Consider the following 16,117-nt stretch of genomic DNA (forward strand, 5'->3'; position numbering starts at 1 on the left):
GCCATGACAAACGATGAGGCCGCCCCTAACACCGCCGCGGGCGAGTACCTGCGCGCAGCTCGACGAGCCGCCGATCTCACCCAACCGGAACTCGCCGAGCGCTCTGGTGTCGGCGTTCGGACGATCTCGTTGCTCGAAACCGGACGCAGTTCCAACGTCCGCATCGGCACACTTGTCAAACTCTCGCGCGCGCTCAGCATCGACGAGAACGACCTCACGAGCGCGTTCTTCGGCGGAACCCAAACACAGCATTCAGCCGACCGCTCTGCGGCTCCGCAGAACGACAGAGTCCACGTTCCAATGCCCGTGGACACGCTCACTGCTGTGTTCAATGCGATCACCACGTTCCTGGCTGATGACGACAGCTCCGCTGCCCGTAACCACGTCGCGGCCGCTGCCGGTGAACTGTTCACTGCCTACGCCATCGCCCTACTCGAACGAGCAGCCGACCGAGACGCAACAGAGCAGCACGGCTACCTCGTCAGCCTTATCAAAATGCAGACCTCCGCGTTTCCCGACGACAGCGACGAACGCAACTACCTGCTCTGGCTCGTTGGAGCGACCCCTGACATCACCGCACAAGAACGACAGCGCTACGAAGACCGGTGGGGCGCAAGAATAGGCGCGGCCCGCTCATAGGAGCCGGCTAACCCACGTCGCGCAGGTACAGCCACCGTCCTTCCGGTGCCGGCAATCCCAGAAGCACCGACAAGCGCTCAGCCAGAGCAATAGTCCGTTCCGGCTCAGTCTCAGGCAAAGTGCCTACCTCCGACACATCAAGTCGTTTCGATGTCCCGTGGTCATCCCTGCTGTCATTGCGACCGGTCACGTTCTGAGTCCTCTCCACCGGGCGGGTAAGGGTTAAGCACCTCCGCTGACCGCCCGGTTCGAGCTGGACGAACTCGATATCGTTCAGCGAGGCGCTCGTCCCACATTCGGTACTGTTCGGGAACAATTACGATACTGAGCCGAAAGTACACCGATGATAATGCGAGGGGAAGACGTACGTTCCGCGCCATCACGCACTCGGCGACCGCAAGCACCTAAAGTGCGACGGGTGGCCGATACATCGCGCTTTGGGCGCTTGGTTCAAAGACGCCGCCAGGAGCTCGGGATGTCGCAATCCGACGTTCGCCTCGCCGGCGGTCCCAGCGATCTCACCCTGCGCAAGATTGAGCGCGGCACGACCACGCGCCCAGATTTCGTTACGTTGGCCAAGCTCGATGACGCGCTGCGGTGGATGCCCGGCAGCGCCGGACGTGCTTTCGAAGGCGGCGATCCCACACCTCTTCCCGACCCGCATCGGGGCGGTGATAGTGCCGACACCGAGCGACCAGCGCAACCCCTCACTGCCACGGAGCACGGCGTGTTTGTCCGCACTGACGCGCTCGCCGATTTGACGAAGAAGGGACGCGCGCTCGACGACCTACCGGACCTGTCTGAGGAGCAGGCTGCGGGTGTGACAGAACTACGTCATGCTCTCGATCGGCTCACCCGCGCGTGGATTGTGCACCAGGCCGAGATCGCCCGACATACGGACTCGCTCAACGACCTCATCCTCGTACTGGATGACCATCTTCGAGCACCGCCCTCAAAAGCCGGTACCGATCAGGATCAGGATGACCTTCGGTACCTTCGGTGGCTAGCGGGATACGAGACACCGAGCCCCGCCGACGCGCAACGCTACGAGACCCGCTTCTCGAAGTCCGTCGAGTCAGGAGATTCATGAATACTCCACCGTTGCACGAGCGTTGAACCGTCTGGTTTCCTTCGCTCACCCCCCGGAATCAGCCGTCGCGGACCAACCGCGAGATCGCCGACAAGGCCTCGACCATTCTCGACGCACCGGTCGACGAAGCCCCTGATCGGCGCGTTGGATAATGGTTCGGTCACAGTGCTGACCGACGATCTTCGCCGGGCACTGGGACAGGTCTTCGGGCCTGTAGGACCTCGGATACCTGAGCTCCGGGGTCCGTGGCAGAGAGCAATCAAATTTGTTGATACACGACCGACTGCCCTCATCTCCGAATCCTGCGATCTCGCTTCAGTAGATCCCGACGCGAGACGTCGTAGAGCCGACCGCCACTCTCAAGGTCGGTAACCCCTCCCCGCGCCACCCACTCTGTCTCTGTGGGGCACGAACGACGCCTCCTTCGATGCCGCGGTTGCAAGAACACCCCTGGTTGTGCGTGATCTGGTGTTCGAGGGTGGTAAGCCACGGGTTCCCGAAACGCACCACGAAGAACTTGCAGGCCAGACCCGACCACGCAGCACATTAGACGTGCTTTGCAGCAGAAACCGCATCTAACCGATAGGTATCAGCACATGTTACCGAGTAGGTGCCGATACATGTCGTGTTAGATTCGTGAAGGATTCGGATTCGGCGTGTCGCTCCCAGGATCGTCCGCACTTGTGACGCAAAGTGGACGGCGACGGGGAACCGTCCGAAAGAAGGAGTCCGCGATGCCTGACCCCCGATACAAAACCCACACCGAGCACATGAACATGCGTCAGACCCCTGAGATCAAGGCGCTCGCCAAGAGCGAGGCCAAGAAGCTCGAGGAGAAGTTCGGCGCGGCTATCTCCATGTCGGAGTGGGTTGCTGCCGCGATCGCGGAGAAGGCAGGACGGCCCGACTTGATCCCCGCAAAGCTTCGCCAGGAGGTGATCCAGCTTCAGCTTGGCGCCTAACTAAATGACGAACGCCCCCGGCGGCAACCGAGGGCGTTCGTGAAGTTTGAGGGACGAGGCGGCAATCTCGTTCCCTAATTCCCCGAAGGGACTGTCGTGTCAGACAGGTCTCAGGGTAGCGCGCACCCTTTGGTAGCCGCAATCCCTGCTAACTCCAGCGTGTCGAATCGTGATCTTCGATCCGCGCAAGCGCTCGCTCGCGCCTGCGGAACGCGGCTCTACCGTGGCTCCTCCCCTGCTCGGCGGCGCCGAGGCGTCATCCGCACCACAGCACCGGTGCGCATTCGTGTCGGCCAGGGCCTGAACGGTGTCGTCCATATCGAGCCGCCCGCTCGGGTCCGGCTCGACCTTCCTGCCACTGCGCACGCCGGCGTGGCGGCTTGGTACACAGACATCGACTACCTCATGCAAATCCAGATCGCCTACGACCTCCACTACCCCACCCTGCGCCCCGCCCTGGCGGATAAGCACGGCCGGGGCGGAGTCAGCAAGCGGGCCGTGGTCAAGGTCGCAGCAGCCCGCGCAGACGCAGCCGACTGGGAAACCGGCCGCAACTCTCGACTCTCGGTCGCAACCATCATGGCCCGCACCGAACTTGGCGAACGCACCGTCCAACGAGCCACCGCGTTCCTCCGGCTCATTGGGGCCGCTACGGAGGTGCTACGTGGCCGGCAGCGCACCCTCCGCGAACGTATGGCGTCCTGGCGCAAAGGAGACAAGGGACGTGGCTGGGCCAGCGTCTACGCCCTACATCCGCCGAACAATGCACAGGTCAGGCGAATCAAACTCGCCACCGACCCACTCGCGACACCCCACCCCCGACAGGGGCCCTTTAGGGCCCCTTCTTCCCTTGGTCACAACTCACTATCAGCAACCGGCAAAGCCGGAGAGAATCAAAGCCGCGCTTCGCGCGACTCCAGGACCACAGGAAGTGGCCAGCTACCACACAAACCTCGCCCGAAGCACAACCAGAAGGGCCTACTGCTGGGCCATAATTGGCGCCACAGCGCTACAGCACCGCAGTGGGCCGCAAAATGCTCCCCCGGCAAACTTGCCGCAGTCCTCGCGAAACCTGCCGCGCACGGATGGACGCCGGCGGACCTCGACCAGCTGCTGCGTGACCACGTCAGCCTCGGTGGTTGGATCGCCGCCGACCCCCGCGACCCGGTGCGCATCCTCGGATGGATCCTCAAAACGCATGGCGATATGGAAGATCGTCCCGCCGCAGCCGAAGAAGCTCGCGAGGCCGAGTTCCGCCGAGCCGCCGCAGCTCGCCGCCGAGCAATCGCCGACTGCGCGCTGTGTGGCGAGGACGGCTATCGAGACCTGGGCCCCGCTGTCACCCGCTGCAACCACACCGAGGTCTGATTCCGAACCACTTGCAGGGCTTGCTATGCCGTCACGCGTAGCTAGGGCAGCTACCCACGCTAGCTGAAATCGCCGAGCTAGGGACGCTAGGTGAGATAGCGATGCGAGCGGAACTAGCACAGCTAGGGTAGCTACGAAAGCTAGGTCCGCGCAGGAACCCCCACGCGGGCGGCCATGTCGAGACGCCACGGCATCCTTTGAACAAAGTCCCCATTCGATAGCCGGATGTCGCCCTAGCCAGGAGAGTTCGCAGGTAGCGGCGGATGTATAGCAGCCCTAGCAAGCGTAGCGAGGCTAGTTTTCCTAGCTACGGGGCACGCACACTGCATGCACTACACGCTGCGTACCGCGCTAGCCCAGCGAGCGGCGATAGCTCGCATAGCTACGTGCGCTACGCAAACTCACGTAGCTATGCCCGCGTGTCTAGCTCAGCTAGCTAGCACAACATTGCTAGGTTGCTAGCAATGTTGCCCGCCGACGAAGGGAATGCACATGCAGCCGCGCAGGATTGCAGTCGCCAACCAGAAGGGCGGCGTCGGGAAGACTGCCACCGTCCTGGGTTTGGCCTCAGCGCTGAGCAGTAGGGGACAGCAAGTCCTCGTGGTCGATATGGACCCTCAGGGAAACGCAACCACCGGACTTGGCGTCGAGCTCGAGGACGGCGCGCTGACAGCGCACGACTTGCTGAAGAACGCCGACGTGGACCTCGTGGACGTGGTCATGGCGTCACCATGGGACGGCGTCGACCTGATCCCGGCCGATGTTCAGCTCGCAGAGTTTGAGTCCAACGGTGACCCCAACCTCGTGTTCGCACTCGCTAACGCTGTCGAGTCTGTGGACCTCTCGCCCTACTCACTGGTGCTCTTCGACTGCCCACCCAGCCTCGGCAAGGTTCTGTATTCGGTCCTCTGCGCAGCGGATGGCGTCATGGCGGTCACCGAACCGACCATCGACAGCGTCAGTGGGGTAGCGAACCTCGAAGAGACGATTCTCAGTGTGCAGCGCCGGCCCAATCCGAATCTGTCCTTCGACAAGATCATCATCAGTCGCAAGCGCAACACGGGGGAGCACACCTTCCGGGAGCAAGAGCTTCGCGCCGCCTACGGAGACCTGGTCGCGACAACCACCATCCCCGAGCTTGCCGCCCGACAGGACGCCCACAGCGCGCACACCCCGATTCACAAGTTCAGGGGAGGGAAGTCCCTCGCTCTGCAATTGGCCTACTCAGATCTACTCGATGAGCTCAATCTCGCAGCGAAGGAGACCGCATCATGAGCAAAGTCGAACGCAGCCCGGCAATTACACGCCGACATCCAGCCGAAAGCCTCCCCGAGCGCCCCGCGCGGCAGACTCGGCTGTCAGCCCCTACGCAGGCAGCGCAGGCGACGGTCGATGAGATTCCACCGGCAGCAGCATCATCCCAGGTGGCGCCACCGCCAGTCGCGACACCCCTGGCCGCACCACAGCCATCACCCGGACTTTCGGAAGGCGAGGAAAAGCTCACCGAACAGCACAACGTCCGCATCCGACCGAGTGTCAAGGCCCGTGCGGTGCGGGCAGTTTCGAAGCTTCGGTACGAGACTGGCGACAAGCACATATCTCTGCAATCGATCACCGACGCCGCCCTGGACGAGTACCTCACCAAGCGAGGCTGCTAGCAAACATAGCGCAGCTAGGCTAGCTAATTCTGCTAACCCAGCTAGCTACGAGGCGGTCCTGGTGGCGATTGCGGCGCCACCAGGACCATCGACCAACAGATTGGAGCTGTTGATCTATGCCTGACCCTACTTCGCGGCCCGAGGAGCGCAATCAAGGATCGACGAGCGCCGCCAGCATGGCCGGTGCTGTCGTCCTGAGCCTGATCGTGGTGGCCGCCTCATTCACCTTGAGCTTCAACGCTCTTGCCGATCTCGCACGCATGTCGGGAGCCATTCCGGACTCCCTGACGCCGCTGTTGCCGGTCGTCATCGACGTGTTCATCCTGCAGGCCACCTGGTGCGTCTACGTCGCCACCAGACGAGGTGACGACGCCGGCAAGCGCTACCACTTCGCCATGCTCGCGATCTTCTCGACCGTGAGCGTGGCAGGTAACGCCACGCACGCCTTCCTCGCCTCCGGACAGGGCACCGTGCACGGACTGCTGGCGGTCGCTATCGCAGTAGTTGCACCGCTGGCTCTGCTGGCGAGCATCCACGGTCTCGTCATGCACGTCTGGACAGACACCGCACCCGCCGACGAGCGGACCCCGCCTGCTGCGACTGAGGACGATGAACGCATCCTGGGCGCCGAAGCCGGTGTCGAGCGCAGTGCACCCCATGCACAGATGCAGGTCAACAGGTCTGACACGGCGGCGACGTCGACAGATTCCTCGGCTGCGCCGGTGAGCGTGAGTTTCGCCGACTTCGACGCGCAGATCACCGAGGACGAACGCGACCTCGCCCGGTACATGTGCAGCCAGTTCCACATCAAGCACGGCGAGGTCGCTGTCGCGCGCGCGCTCGTGTGCGAACGGCTCAATGCACCGAAAGAGGAGGCCGCGCTCTGGATCGGTGTGCACAGAACCACCATCGGCCGCTGGATGACTATCGCTCAGGGATGCGCCGACGCAGTGCATACGCCCACGCCGCCCGTGCGTACGCTCACCGAGCCTGTGCAGACATCAGTCGGTGAGCGTGCGCTCGTCGAAGCCCGCTGACGGCTCGGCCCGGCGTGAGCGCGCTGCGATGCGCGGTGGGGGAGTGGTGATTTTCGGTGGGGACTGTTGAGGTGCTGAGGCTTAGCCGATACTTCGTGTCCGCAACGGAGAAGACGATCTCCGCTTCGCTGCGCTGCCGCCCTTCCTAACCGGTCGGTTGCCATCAAGGCCATGTGGTCGCCCATGAGTGGGCGTGCGTAGAAGATCGTCGAGCGTGGGAACTTACCTGCTGTGTCGGTGCAACGGATCTGTGGAAGGGCCAATCGGCCATGGCTTTCACGGAAGGTATGACCATGAACTCGAAGAAGACTCGCGCCTCGGCGCTGATGCTCGGTGTCGCTGGACTGGGCTTGGCCTGTCCATCCTTGCCGGCCCTGCGGCCGCAGCGACCGACAGCAACCTGCCCCGGGTGCTGCAACCCAAGATCGAGTCGATCCAGCCCAAGCACGAACATCCGCAGTACCCCACTTCCGCGTCGTGCCCCATCTGCAAGGACAACGGCGTTTGGAAGCGCCAGGTGTAGAACACCGCCAGGCAACACCGCTGTCGGCGGGCCGGTCTCGTGAGAACCGGCCCGCCGACGTCGTCTCTGCTTGGTGTTGCTCCGATCCGAATCTCGTGGGAGGGGAGGGAACTTTCCTGGCAGCTGAGTGCAACAGATGTATGCAAGGGCCGCTCGACGGCCACCAATATCACTGCGAATGGAGACATCTCATGGGTAAGACCACTTCTCGAGTTCTGGCCGGTGCTCTGCTGGCCGCCAGCCTCACCGGATTCGGTGCCGGTATCGCCTCCGCACACAGCGGCGCCACCGAAAGCTCCGAACCGCCGCCCGGTCACGGCCTTTCCTTGAGGTACGTCGACCCCGACGATGATGATTTCCGTCGAGGTGGTCACGGCGATCCGATCGGTGATGCGGGCCAGCTGAAGGTCTTCGAGTTCTGATCCAGGGGCGGTGATCTGGCGGTGTTGGGTCGGGCGATGAGGGGTGTTCGGTCCGACACCGCCGGCGGGTGTAGATACGAGAGGAGGGCGAGGAATGGTGAGGGCTTCTGTGCGTAGGCGTATGCACTCTGATGTGCTGAGCTGGCCGACGCTGGTGGCGTTCGTGTTCTGTTTCGCTCTCGGCGCGTACTCGCTGATCCGCGGGATTGGTCTGTTCCTGGACCCGGCGGACTGCAATGGGCAGGCGATGGCCGCCGTTGACCTGTGCTACCACTTCGGCCGCGGATCGGAGGAGCTGATCGTCAACGGTGCCACGACCTTCGGAGCGTCGGGGAAAAGCCTGTCCGAACAGAGCTCGTTGAACACCTGGTTCGGCGGCCCTCTGTACGTGCTGTGCGGGGGCATGTTCGTTGCGGTGAGCTCGTATCTGCTGTTGTTCCAGGCGGTTGCGCTGGTGGATCGCTGGCGGGGCCGCACCGCGGACAGCGACGTCAATCAGTGAGAGCGATTCTCAAAGGCCGGGGGTAGATCGGCCAGGCGTGGTTCATCAGGATTACGGCGAAATCGGTCTGAGAAGCGGGGATTGGTGGCGACGAGGTGTTGGCGCAGCTCGCGAACCTCGGTGGAGACCAGTCCGATGCGTTGCTCGATGCCGTGGCGTTGTTTGTACTCGCGGGCGGTCAGGTCGTGTGTTTCCAGATGGGTGCGGGTCAGGGCGCGGAAGCGTTCGCCGCATTCATGACAGGCGATGGTCTCGCCATCATCGTCGAGGCGGCCCCACCAGCCATATCCTGAACGACGCGGAACCGGGGTGGGGGAGCCCGGCCCGGACGGGTCGAACAGCACCCGCTCACGTCGGCGCTGCATAGCGTGTGCGCTGCACTGATCTTGTTCTACCGCCCACCACCCGCATTCGGGGACAACACATTTACGTGCCTCCCCGTTGCGTTCAAACAGCCGGGTCAGGGCGGCACCGGGATCGTCATCGGCGCGGCCGGCAATGGTATCAAGAGCGACCGACAGCGCGGTCGCCACGATGTGGTGTGCCCGATCAGCGGTGAATCGTCGCTGCCAGAGGCCACCCCAGATGGTGGCCGCCAACAGATCCTCATCGGCGACACCCGCGTCGCGGTAGACGCGGTCGAGAATGGTGCGAACATCGCACACCACAGGACGCAGACGGGCACCACAGGCGGCGATCGCCGCCACGATGGACTCCCGATCGGGGCGATCAGCAGCGGCAACAGCGATGCCGGCGAAATAGCCGGCGAGATCATCGACGAGACGACCACGGTTGTCGTGACCGAGGTCGCGGATCGCCGCGGCCGGGGTGAACACGGGCAGCCCATCGACGATCACCACGTCATCCCACGACAACGCCGTCGACCGATACAGATACCGGGTGGTCGTGGTCGTGCGCCCACCTATAGTCCGGGGCCGGGTGATCGCGAGCTGCGGCAATCCCTCACCGTCCCGGACGAGACCGTGCACCGCCAAGGCGGTCATGCCGGTAACCACACAGTCAGGATGAGGAGCCGAAAGGCGCTGGGCGGGCGTGAGATCGCGCACCGCCGACACCCAGGCCAACTGGGCGGCAACCAGGACACCCTCGCCCGGTCGGTCGGCTTCGCGCATCACCCCGTTGGCGACTGGGACCAAGAGCCCGGTGTTGCGCAGCCGCAGCTGATCGCTGCGGGTCACCCCGTGCTGCTGGAACTGGGCACTGGTGATCAAACCCCACTGCGCAGTCCGCAGCGGTGCGGTGTCGGCCCACTTGCGGGCCAACAGCGGGGGCAGCGGAGACGACGGAACCCTATTCATGCCCGACCAGCTCAGCGGGCGTTCTGGTCGGCGGTGGTCAGGATCAGGTACTGCGCCGACACGGCCTGCTGCGCCGATTGCAGAGTCTGGCCTTCGACCTGGGCGTAGTAGCGGCCCAGCGTCATCATGCACACGAACTGGTTGGACTTGGTGTCGTCTTTCAGACAGGTCGCCGTCGGAAACCCAGGGGGACTGTCGACCTGGGTGAACGTGCCGTCGTTCACCATGTCGTTGGCGAAGGAGTCGAAGACTTTGCGTGCACCCTGCGGGGTTTCGGCACGAACGACCGCCGAGCCCTGGATCGCGGTCAGCGACTTGGTCTCGTCCAAGACAGTGAAGATGTCCTGCGGGTCACCTTGTCGATGCGCCATCCCGCGCGGCCCCCAAACGGCACCGGGTGTGTTGCCCGGCAGGGCGTAGATCAGCAGCGAATGCGGGTCAATCAGCGGTGCTTCGTCGGTCGGGCTGGGCTCGAACTCGTCGATCAGCCTCTTCTGCCGGCTGATGAGGTCACCGATGGTGGCGTCCATCGCCGGCACCTGGGTGACCGGACCGTAGTACTTCTCCACGAGCAGGTAGTCCTTGTACGCGGTGACGTAGACGCGTGGGCTCTGCGGGAACCGGCTGCCTTGGTAGTACCGCACGAAGGTGCCGGGGCTGCCTTCCAGCGGAACGACCACCATGCTGGGCTCTTCCTTGGCAGCGACACCCTGATAGATGCGGTAGATCGAGTCCTGTGCGACGGTCGCGTCCTGCGGTGACCGGTAGCGCAGCACCATGGTGTTCAGAACGTGGCGATTGTTGGTGCGGTTAGTGGACTCGGGGTTGCCGAATGAGCTCACGAATCCGCCGAGCAGGGCGTCGTTTGCCACGATCGTGGGTTTGATGTCGGTCACCGCGCTGAACGCCGACAGGTCCTGCGGGTTGGTGCCGAAGCCGCCGTTGGGCTTTTCGTAGGTGATGAGGTCGGGGTTCATCTCGAAGGGCACGACGACGTAGTCGCCCATGCGTAATGCTTCATGGAGCTGGTGATCGGCTGCTCGGCCGTAGGGGGCACTTGCCCGAGTAGGAAAGTCGCCGGTGTCGAGGGCCGCGGTGTCGACTTTCGGATCGGTCAACGTCGCCGCGACCGGTTGCCCGTCCGTCGAGCACCCAGCCACCACCGCGGCCATCGACAGCGCCACCACAACCCCGCGAGCAAGTGCACCCAGTTTCATCGGCCGTAACTCCTGATTTCGCTTCTGGCGCAGGCCTATTTGGCGTTCTGATCGGCCTTGGTCAGGATGAGGTACTGCGCCGAGGCCTGCTGGTAGACGTCACCTTTGTTGTTCGAGTGCACATCAGCGACATAGCGGCCGACCCGAACGATGCACTGGTAGTTCGTGGACGAGGCAGACGGGATGCTGGTGCAATGTGCTTGGTCCTCGGTCAGGCCCGGCGGCGGGGCGATCGCGACCGGATCATCGTCGCTCTCGGCATACGCATCGGCGAGCGCCTTGGCCTTCTCATCGGTGTCGGCGCGATAGACGAAGGAGCGTTCCACCGCGTTGGCCGTTGAGCCGGCATTTTTGAGGATGGTGAAGGTGTTCTCGCTGTCGGTGGTGAAATGCGCCAACCCGCGAGGACCGTAGACCGCCCGCAGCGCGTGATTGACGAACACCTTGCCCTCGGGGTCGGCGCTGCTGAGCTCTTCATCGCTATGCGGCAGGGCGTAGATCAGGACCTTGTTCTGATCCTCCAGCGGGAACTCAAGGTTCTGTGGATCCAGACCCCGAGCGCGACGTTCTTTGGCAGTCAAGGTGCGCGGGAACTGGTCGATCAGCTTCTCCTGCAACGGGATGGCCTTGCGGGTCATGGCTTCGGCCTGCTGCGCCGACGGTGCCGTGGCCCAGGTGAAGATCACGTACACACCGTGCGGGGTGAAAGTGTGCAGGTAGTTGCTTCCGCCGGTGCTCGTCGCCACGGTCTGGGCGCCGTTGACGCCCGGCAGGGTGCCCACCACCGGGTTCGCACCCTTCTGCCGCGCGTACTGGGCGAACCCGTCGGTGAGCTCGCCAGCAGCCGCTTGCGCTGTTTCCGGGGTGAAGTAGCGCAGCACCATGATCTGCAGCGAACGCATGTTCTTCGGGTCGTCATCGGAGGCCGCCTTGGTGGAGAAACCACTGACCAGTTCCCCATTGGCCTTGATCTTCGACGCCCCGTCGTAGATGAGGCCATCGAGACTGGGCGGACCAGGGATCGGTGTGGTCAGCTGCAGCGCGGCATCGACCAAGCCGGGATCCACTTCCACCGGAAGCACCGTGAACTGTGCCATCCGCTGCCCTTCGACCCGGGCGAAGTGGTTCCAGTCCTTGTCGTCGGCGACACCGAACTCCGGCCGCGGCTCGGTGGGGTAGGGGCCGGGATCGAGAGCGGCCAGGTCCACGGTCGGCTCAGCACTCGAGGAACCGGCGGCTGTCTGGGTCGGTTCACCGTCGGTGGAACAGGAAACCAGTGTCGTGCCGACGATGACTGCTGCTGTCATCGACACCATCGATTGCCAACGCTTCATTACATGTGTCCTCTCCTGCAGCCCCCTGCCACACGGAGAAACACCCCCATAGGCCCGCGACTGCGCATCTCACCAGCGATTCCCTAATGAGTTGCGGTGCGAGCCCCGATCGGTTCCCCCGAGACCGAATCTGCACGATTCTGTTGATCGGCTGCAGAATAGTGCGCCCCGGCATGGCGTGCACAGCGGGGGCCATCCCACCCCAGGCGGTTCATTACCCATTCGAACAACCGAATCCCGGGTCATCGACACCGGTTCCAGCGGTGCGGCCGGGCTACGGTCACAGCATCTGTTTCGGGGATCAGGGGAGAAACGTATGCGCACCAACGGCTTTGCACGCACGTCACTGATCGGGATGGCGGCGCTCGCGGCAGGTGCAGGTTTGCTGTCCGCGCCGGCACCGGCCGAGGCTGCCCCCCAGCACATCTACGGGGCGATCGCGATCAGCATGCGCACCGGTAACACCGCCTATGCCATCAACTACTCCACCGCCGCAGCCGCCCACCGGGCCGCCGAAGCCAGGTGCGCTGCTTCGGACTGTAAATGGGTGGTCCAGATGGACCGCTCCTGCGGTGCGGTCACCCAGCAGCCCCGCACCCGACGGTGGGGCTGGGCGTATGGCCCCACCCGTCGCAGCGCCGAAGTGACCGCCGCCAACCACTCTGGCCCGGGTTCGCGCACCGTCATCTGGGCGTGCACCGACCGCTAAACCGGGGCCCGTTTTGCGCTGACCGACCGCGTCGATCAGCATGAACCCCATGACCGGGTGGGGGGACAGCGGTGTCGTGAACCGATGGAGGTCGCGGTGAACGCGACTGCTGTCCCCACATCGGGGGACGCCGCGACAGTCGTCGCCGACGCGGTGAAGGTGCTGCGCGCCTACAAGAAAGACGCTATCGCCGACCTGGCTGAGGCGAAACTGCACCGCGACCCGCAGCGCATTGTCGTCGTCGCCGGCGAAGTGCAGCGCGGTAAGAGTTCGCTGGTCAACGCACTCGTCGGCCGCCGAGACCTGTGCCCAGTCGGAGTGGATGTCACCTCCTCGGTCGCGGTGTCGGTCACCACCACCGACTCCCTTGAGGCTGGGCAGACCGCCGAGCTGTTCTTCGCGACCGAACCTCGTCCGATCCCGGTCGACGAGCTGGCGGATTGGGTGACTACCGACGGTCGCATGGTGTGCGACCGCAATGTCGAGGAGCTACCCACTTCGGCGGCGATCGGTGTGCGCGAGTCGCGGCTGCCCGATGTGACTCTCATCGACACTCCCGGTGTCGGCGGCCTGGACCCCGGTCTGGCCCAACTCGCCAGCGAGTCCACCCAGCAGGCCTGCGTGCTGGTCCTGGTCTGTGACGCCTCGGCACCCATCACCGCCCCGGAGATGGAGTTCGTGCGCGAAGCCTCCGCCACCGTCGACGCCCTGGTGCTGGTGGTGACCAAGACCGACAAACATCTGGGCCGGTGGCGTCAGATCGTTGACGAGAACGCCCGCCTGATCTCTGAACACCTCGGCCGACACGTGCCGGTCATCGGGGTGTCGAGCCTGCTGGCGGTCATCGCCGCCGAAACCACCGATCCGCAGCTGCAACACCGACTCGAGGTCGACTCCGGCATCACCGCGTTGCGGGAGGCGATCACCACCCGCCTCGAGGCGACCGCCGCCGCACCTCATGTCGATGCGGTGCGCACCTGCATGGAAGCCTTGCGGGTGGTGCGCGGCGGCATCTCTGACGAACTCGCCGCCCTGCAGGCCGGCGAACAGGCGTTGCCGGACCTGACCGCCGAACGTGATCGGCTCACCGAGCTGCACGCACAGTCCCGCCAGTGGGAGCAATACCTCGCCCGCGACCTGACCCTGCTGCGCCAAGGAGCGGTCGACGACCTCGAACGCCGCCTCGATGAGATCCGCGACAAGTGGACGGCCTATATCAACAAAAACGGCATGGAGGTGCTGCGGCGCCGCGAACAGAAGTTCACCGCCGACATGCAAGCCGACCTGCAGATGGCGATGGCCGAAACCCTCTCCGGGTTCCTCCAACAGCTCCACGACACCGTCATCGCGCCGCGGTTCGCCGACGACCCGTCGGTGTGGACCGAGGTGAGCAACCGCATCGTGGAATCGTTGCAGGACAAGAAGATCGAAACCCACCAGGTCGCCAGCAAAACCCAAGGTTTGCTCGACCCCACCCTGCTGACGATGGGTGTCGTCGGATCATCCACCCTCGGTGGCATTCTCGGCCTGTCGGCCCTGCTCGGTGTGGGTGTGGTCGTCGGCACCGTCTGGGTCGGAGTGAACCTCGGCTTTCGGGCGATCCGCGCCGGCAAGACCAACCTGTTGTCCTGGCTGCGAGAAACCCTGGCCGCGACCAAATCCGCCACCGGCCGCCTGCTCGAGGGTGCCGTCGCCCAAGCCCGGCCCGAGATCGTCATCCACTACCGCGACCACCTTCGGTCCAGCATCGAACACCTCCAGACCACCATCACCCAGGTGCAAGAGTCCGCGGCCGCCGATGCCGCCGCCCGCGAGAAGAACGTCGCCCGCCTGACCGCCAACCTCGGCATTGTCGACAAACGCATCACCGCCGCCGAAGCACTGCTGAACGGGCCCACCGCATGAGCGCCCCGGTGATCGATCCCATCCACGCCGTCCTCGACAGCGGACTACGCCATCTGGCCGCTTTGGGCGGTGACTGTGTCGCTCACGCCAATGCGATCGGCACCATCTTGTGGTCACCACCGCGAGTGATCGTCGTCGGCCGCCTCAAAGCCGGGAAATCGACCCTGGTCAACGCCCTGATCGGAGCGCCGGTCGCCGAGACCGCCGCCCTGGAAGCCACCAACGTCGTCACCGTCTACCAAGACGGGGCACCCTCACGCGCCGAAGTCATCGGCCTCGACGCCGCCCGGCACCCGGCACCCCTGCAGCGCGGCACCACCCTCGAGCTACCGCTGCCGACCACCGACATCGCCTACGTCGACCGCTGGCTACCATCGGCCGCGCTACGCGAGCTCACCCTCATCGACACCCCGGGCCTGTCGACGCTGACCGTCGACAACGACTCGGCCACCCGACGGGTGACCATCGACGGGTTCGAACAAACCCGCAACGCCTCCATCGACGCTGACGCGGCGGTGTTCCTGTTCGACGCCGCACCCCGGGTCGACGAGATCGAGTTCCTGTCCCGGCTGCCATTCACCCCACTGACCATGCTCGGCGTGCTCTCACGAGCCGACTCCTTCGGCGAAGGTGCCTGGGGCCGCAGAGATCCCCTCGACCACGCCGCCCAGCACGCCACCCGCCTCGCCGGCCGCCTCGCGGATGTGGTGCACGCGGTGACCCCGGTGTCAGGGTTGATGGCCCAGACCAGTCACACCGGGATGCTCACCGAACGCCACGCCGCCTTGCTGACCCGCCTGAACGGCCTCGCACCCTTAGATGTGTTGCACATCTTCGATTCCGACGACCCGGTCACCGGGCCGATCACCCGACCCGAACGGGCCGAACTGTTGAGCCTGTTGGGGGAGTACGGCATCCTCAACGGCCGCAGGATCGCTGCCACCGGCGGGGCCGCCGCCCTCAACGCCTGGCTGGCCGAACGTTCCGGCATCGCCGCGTTGCGCCAGGCCCTGCACGCCTCCACCACGCGCTACGCCGTCCTACACCGGGCGCACCGCATCCTCGCCCGCCTCGACCAGCTGGCCTTCACCCACCCGGTCCGCGACCAGATCCGCGCCATCACCGCCCGCTTGCGTGGCGATCCGGCACTGCTGCTGGTGACCGTGCTCGAGGACTACCAGCGCATGCTCGACACCGACCCGCACGCGGTGGTCACCGAAGAACTGCACACCATCCTCACCGCCACCAACCCCGCCGAACGGGTCGGTCTCGACGACCACACACCACCGCCGGCTGTCGCCGCCGAGGCACAGCGGCACCTTGTCGCCGCCCAACAACGCACCCTGGCCACCCGATCGGCCGCCGAGGACGCCGCCCTGGTCACCCTGATCCGCACCTACACCGCTCTGGCCGCCGGCCACTGAGCTCGCCA

Annotated in this window: 15 protein-coding genes; 12 read left to right on the top strand and 3 right to left on the bottom strand. The window is 64.7% G+C overall.

Annotated elements, in window-relative coordinates; translation table 11 throughout:
* The first annotated feature begins 3 nt into the window (after nt 1-3).
* The 9 genes from M1L58_RS21215 (at nt 4) to M1L58_RS21255 (ending at nt 8,201) form a co-directional block, all read left to right on the top strand.
* The gene (locus M1L58_RS21215; RefSeq protein ID WP_154883233.1) at nt 4-639 is read left to right on the top strand and encodes a helix-turn-helix domain-containing protein; all 636 of its coding nucleotides are present in this window, start codon (nt 4-6) and stop codon (nt 637-639) included.
* 349 nt (nt 640-988) lie between these two features.
* Nucleotides 989-1,729 (top strand): helix-turn-helix domain-containing protein, encoded by a 741-nt coding sequence (locus M1L58_RS21220; RefSeq protein ID WP_154883254.1) that lies wholly within the window; start codon nt 989-991, stop codon nt 1,727-1,729.
* Between the two features lie 734 nt (nt 1,730-2,463).
* The gene (locus tag M1L58_RS21225; protein ID WP_154883232.1) at nt 2,464-2,691 is read left to right on the top strand and encodes a hypothetical protein; all 228 of its coding nucleotides are present in this window, start codon (nt 2,464-2,466) and stop codon (nt 2,689-2,691) included.
* A 276-nt stretch (nt 2,692-2,967) separates the two neighbouring features.
* Complete coding sequence (locus M1L58_RS21230; RefSeq protein ID WP_154883231.1) at nt 2,968-4,059, top strand: hypothetical protein; 1,092 nt, start codon at nt 2,968-2,970, stop codon at nt 4,057-4,059.
* A 492-nt stretch (nt 4,060-4,551) separates the two neighbouring features.
* Nucleotides 4,552-5,334 carry a ParA family protein gene (locus M1L58_RS21235; protein WP_154883230.1) on the top strand — a complete coding sequence of 261 codons (783 nt, stop codon included), beginning with the start codon at nt 4,552-4,554 and terminating at the stop codon, nt 5,332-5,334.
* Entirely contained in the window at nt 5,331-5,717 is a 387-nt protein-coding gene (locus tag M1L58_RS21240) for a hypothetical protein (RefSeq protein WP_154883229.1), read from the top strand. Before M1L58_RS21235 ends, M1L58_RS21240 begins: the two co-directional genes overlap by 4 nt.
* A 176-nt stretch (nt 5,718-5,893) precedes the next feature.
* Entirely contained in the window at nt 5,894-6,754 is an 861-nt protein-coding gene (locus tag M1L58_RS21245) for a DUF2637 domain-containing protein (protein ID WP_227026409.1), read from the top strand.
* 714 nt (nt 6,755-7,468) lie between these two features.
* Nucleotides 7,469-7,699, top strand: a complete 231-nt coding sequence (locus M1L58_RS21250; RefSeq protein ID WP_154883227.1) for a hypothetical protein — start codon at nt 7,469-7,471, stop codon at nt 7,697-7,699.
* Between the two features lie 121 nt (nt 7,700-7,820).
* Nucleotides 7,821-8,201: a hypothetical protein gene (locus tag M1L58_RS21255; RefSeq protein WP_227026408.1), complete on the top strand. Its 381-nt coding sequence runs from the start codon at nt 7,821-7,823 to the stop codon at nt 8,199-8,201.
* Here M1L58_RS21255 and M1L58_RS23535 read toward each other — a convergent pair.
* The 3 genes from M1L58_RS23535 to M1L58_RS21270 all read right to left on the bottom strand — a co-directional run bounded on the left by M1L58_RS23535 (nt 8,195) and on the right by M1L58_RS21270 (nt 12,071).
* Entirely contained in the window at nt 8,195-9,400 is a 1,206-nt protein-coding gene (locus M1L58_RS23535; protein WP_227026407.1) for a MucR family transcriptional regulator, read from the bottom strand. The genes M1L58_RS21255 and M1L58_RS23535 overlap by 7 nt on opposite strands.
* 131 nt (nt 9,401-9,531) lie before the next feature.
* The gene (locus tag M1L58_RS21265) at nt 9,532-10,737 is read right to left on the bottom strand and encodes a DUF7373 family lipoprotein (protein ID WP_154883224.1); all 1,206 of its coding nucleotides are present in this window, start codon (nt 10,735-10,737) and stop codon (nt 9,532-9,534) included.
* A gap of 35 nt (nt 10,738-10,772) precedes the next feature.
* Nucleotides 10,773-12,071 carry a DUF7373 family lipoprotein gene (locus tag M1L58_RS21270; protein WP_441316556.1) on the bottom strand — a complete coding sequence of 433 codons (1,299 nt, stop codon included), beginning with the start codon at nt 12,069-12,071 and terminating at the stop codon, nt 10,773-10,775.
* A 316-nt stretch (nt 12,072-12,387) separates the two neighbouring features.
* On the opposite strand from M1L58_RS21270, the gene M1L58_RS21275 reads away from it, so the two are divergent.
* The 3 genes from M1L58_RS21275 to M1L58_RS21285 all read left to right on the top strand — a co-directional run bounded on the left by M1L58_RS21275 (nt 12,388) and on the right by M1L58_RS21285 (nt 16,109).
* The gene (locus tag M1L58_RS21275) at nt 12,388-12,780 is read left to right on the top strand and encodes a DUF4189 domain-containing protein (protein WP_227026406.1); all 393 of its coding nucleotides are present in this window, start codon (nt 12,388-12,390) and stop codon (nt 12,778-12,780) included.
* Between the two features lie 84 nt (nt 12,781-12,864).
* Complete coding sequence (locus M1L58_RS21280; RefSeq protein ID WP_248660385.1) at nt 12,865-14,685, top strand: dynamin family protein; 1,821 nt, start codon at nt 12,865-12,867, stop codon at nt 14,683-14,685.
* Entirely contained in the window at nt 14,682-16,109 is a 1,428-nt protein-coding gene (locus M1L58_RS21285; RefSeq protein WP_154883221.1) for a GTPase, read from the top strand. The genes M1L58_RS21280 and M1L58_RS21285 overlap by 4 nt, the downstream gene beginning before the upstream one ends.
* Nucleotides 16,110-16,117 lie beyond the last annotated feature (8 nt).

The sequence above is a fragment of the Gordonia sp. C13 genome, from assembly GCF_023218005.1.
In the GTDB taxonomy this organism is placed as follows: domain Bacteria; phylum Actinomycetota; class Actinomycetes; order Mycobacteriales; family Mycobacteriaceae; genus Gordonia; species Gordonia namibiensis.

Excerpts from the sequence above, each read along its gene's own strand:
- M1L58_RS21245 (WP_227026409.1), top strand. The coding sequence starts at position 5,894 with ATGGCCGGTGCTGTCGTCCTGAGCCTGATCGTGGTGGCCGCCTCATTC.
- M1L58_RS21280 (WP_248660385.1), top strand. The coding sequence starts at position 12,865 with ATGGAGGTCGCGGTGAACGCGACTGCTGTCCCCACATCGGGGGACGCC.
- M1L58_RS21265 (WP_154883224.1), bottom strand. The coding sequence starts at position 10,737 with ATGAAACTGGGTGCACTTGCTCGCGGGGTTGTGGTGGCGCTGTCGATG.
- M1L58_RS21255 (WP_227026408.1), top strand. The coding sequence starts at position 7,821 with ATGCACTCTGATGTGCTGAGCTGGCCGACGCTGGTGGCGTTCGTGTTC.
- M1L58_RS21220 (WP_154883254.1), top strand. The coding sequence starts at position 989 with ATGCGAGGGGAAGACGTACGTTCCGCGCCATCACGCACTCGGCGACCG.
- M1L58_RS21275 (WP_227026406.1), top strand. The coding sequence starts at position 12,388 with ATGCGCACCAACGGCTTTGCACGCACGTCACTGATCGGGATGGCGGCG.
- M1L58_RS21225 (WP_154883232.1), top strand. The coding sequence starts at position 2,464 with ATGCCTGACCCCCGATACAAAACCCACACCGAGCACATGAACATGCGT.
- M1L58_RS21240 (WP_154883229.1), top strand. The coding sequence starts at position 5,331 with ATGAGCAAAGTCGAACGCAGCCCGGCAATTACACGCCGACATCCAGCC.
- M1L58_RS21285 (WP_154883221.1), top strand. The coding sequence starts at position 14,682 with ATGAGCGCCCCGGTGATCGATCCCATCCACGCCGTCCTCGACAGCGGA.
- M1L58_RS21215 (WP_154883233.1), top strand. The coding sequence starts at position 4 with ATGACAAACGATGAGGCCGCCCCTAACACCGCCGCGGGCGAGTACCTG.
- M1L58_RS21250 (WP_154883227.1), top strand. The coding sequence starts at position 7,469 with ATGGGTAAGACCACTTCTCGAGTTCTGGCCGGTGCTCTGCTGGCCGCC.
- M1L58_RS21235 (WP_154883230.1), top strand. The coding sequence starts at position 4,552 with ATGCAGCCGCGCAGGATTGCAGTCGCCAACCAGAAGGGCGGCGTCGGG.
- M1L58_RS21270 (WP_441316556.1), bottom strand. The coding sequence starts at position 12,071 with ATGAAGCGTTGGCAATCGATGGTGTCGATGACAGCAGCAGTCATCGTC.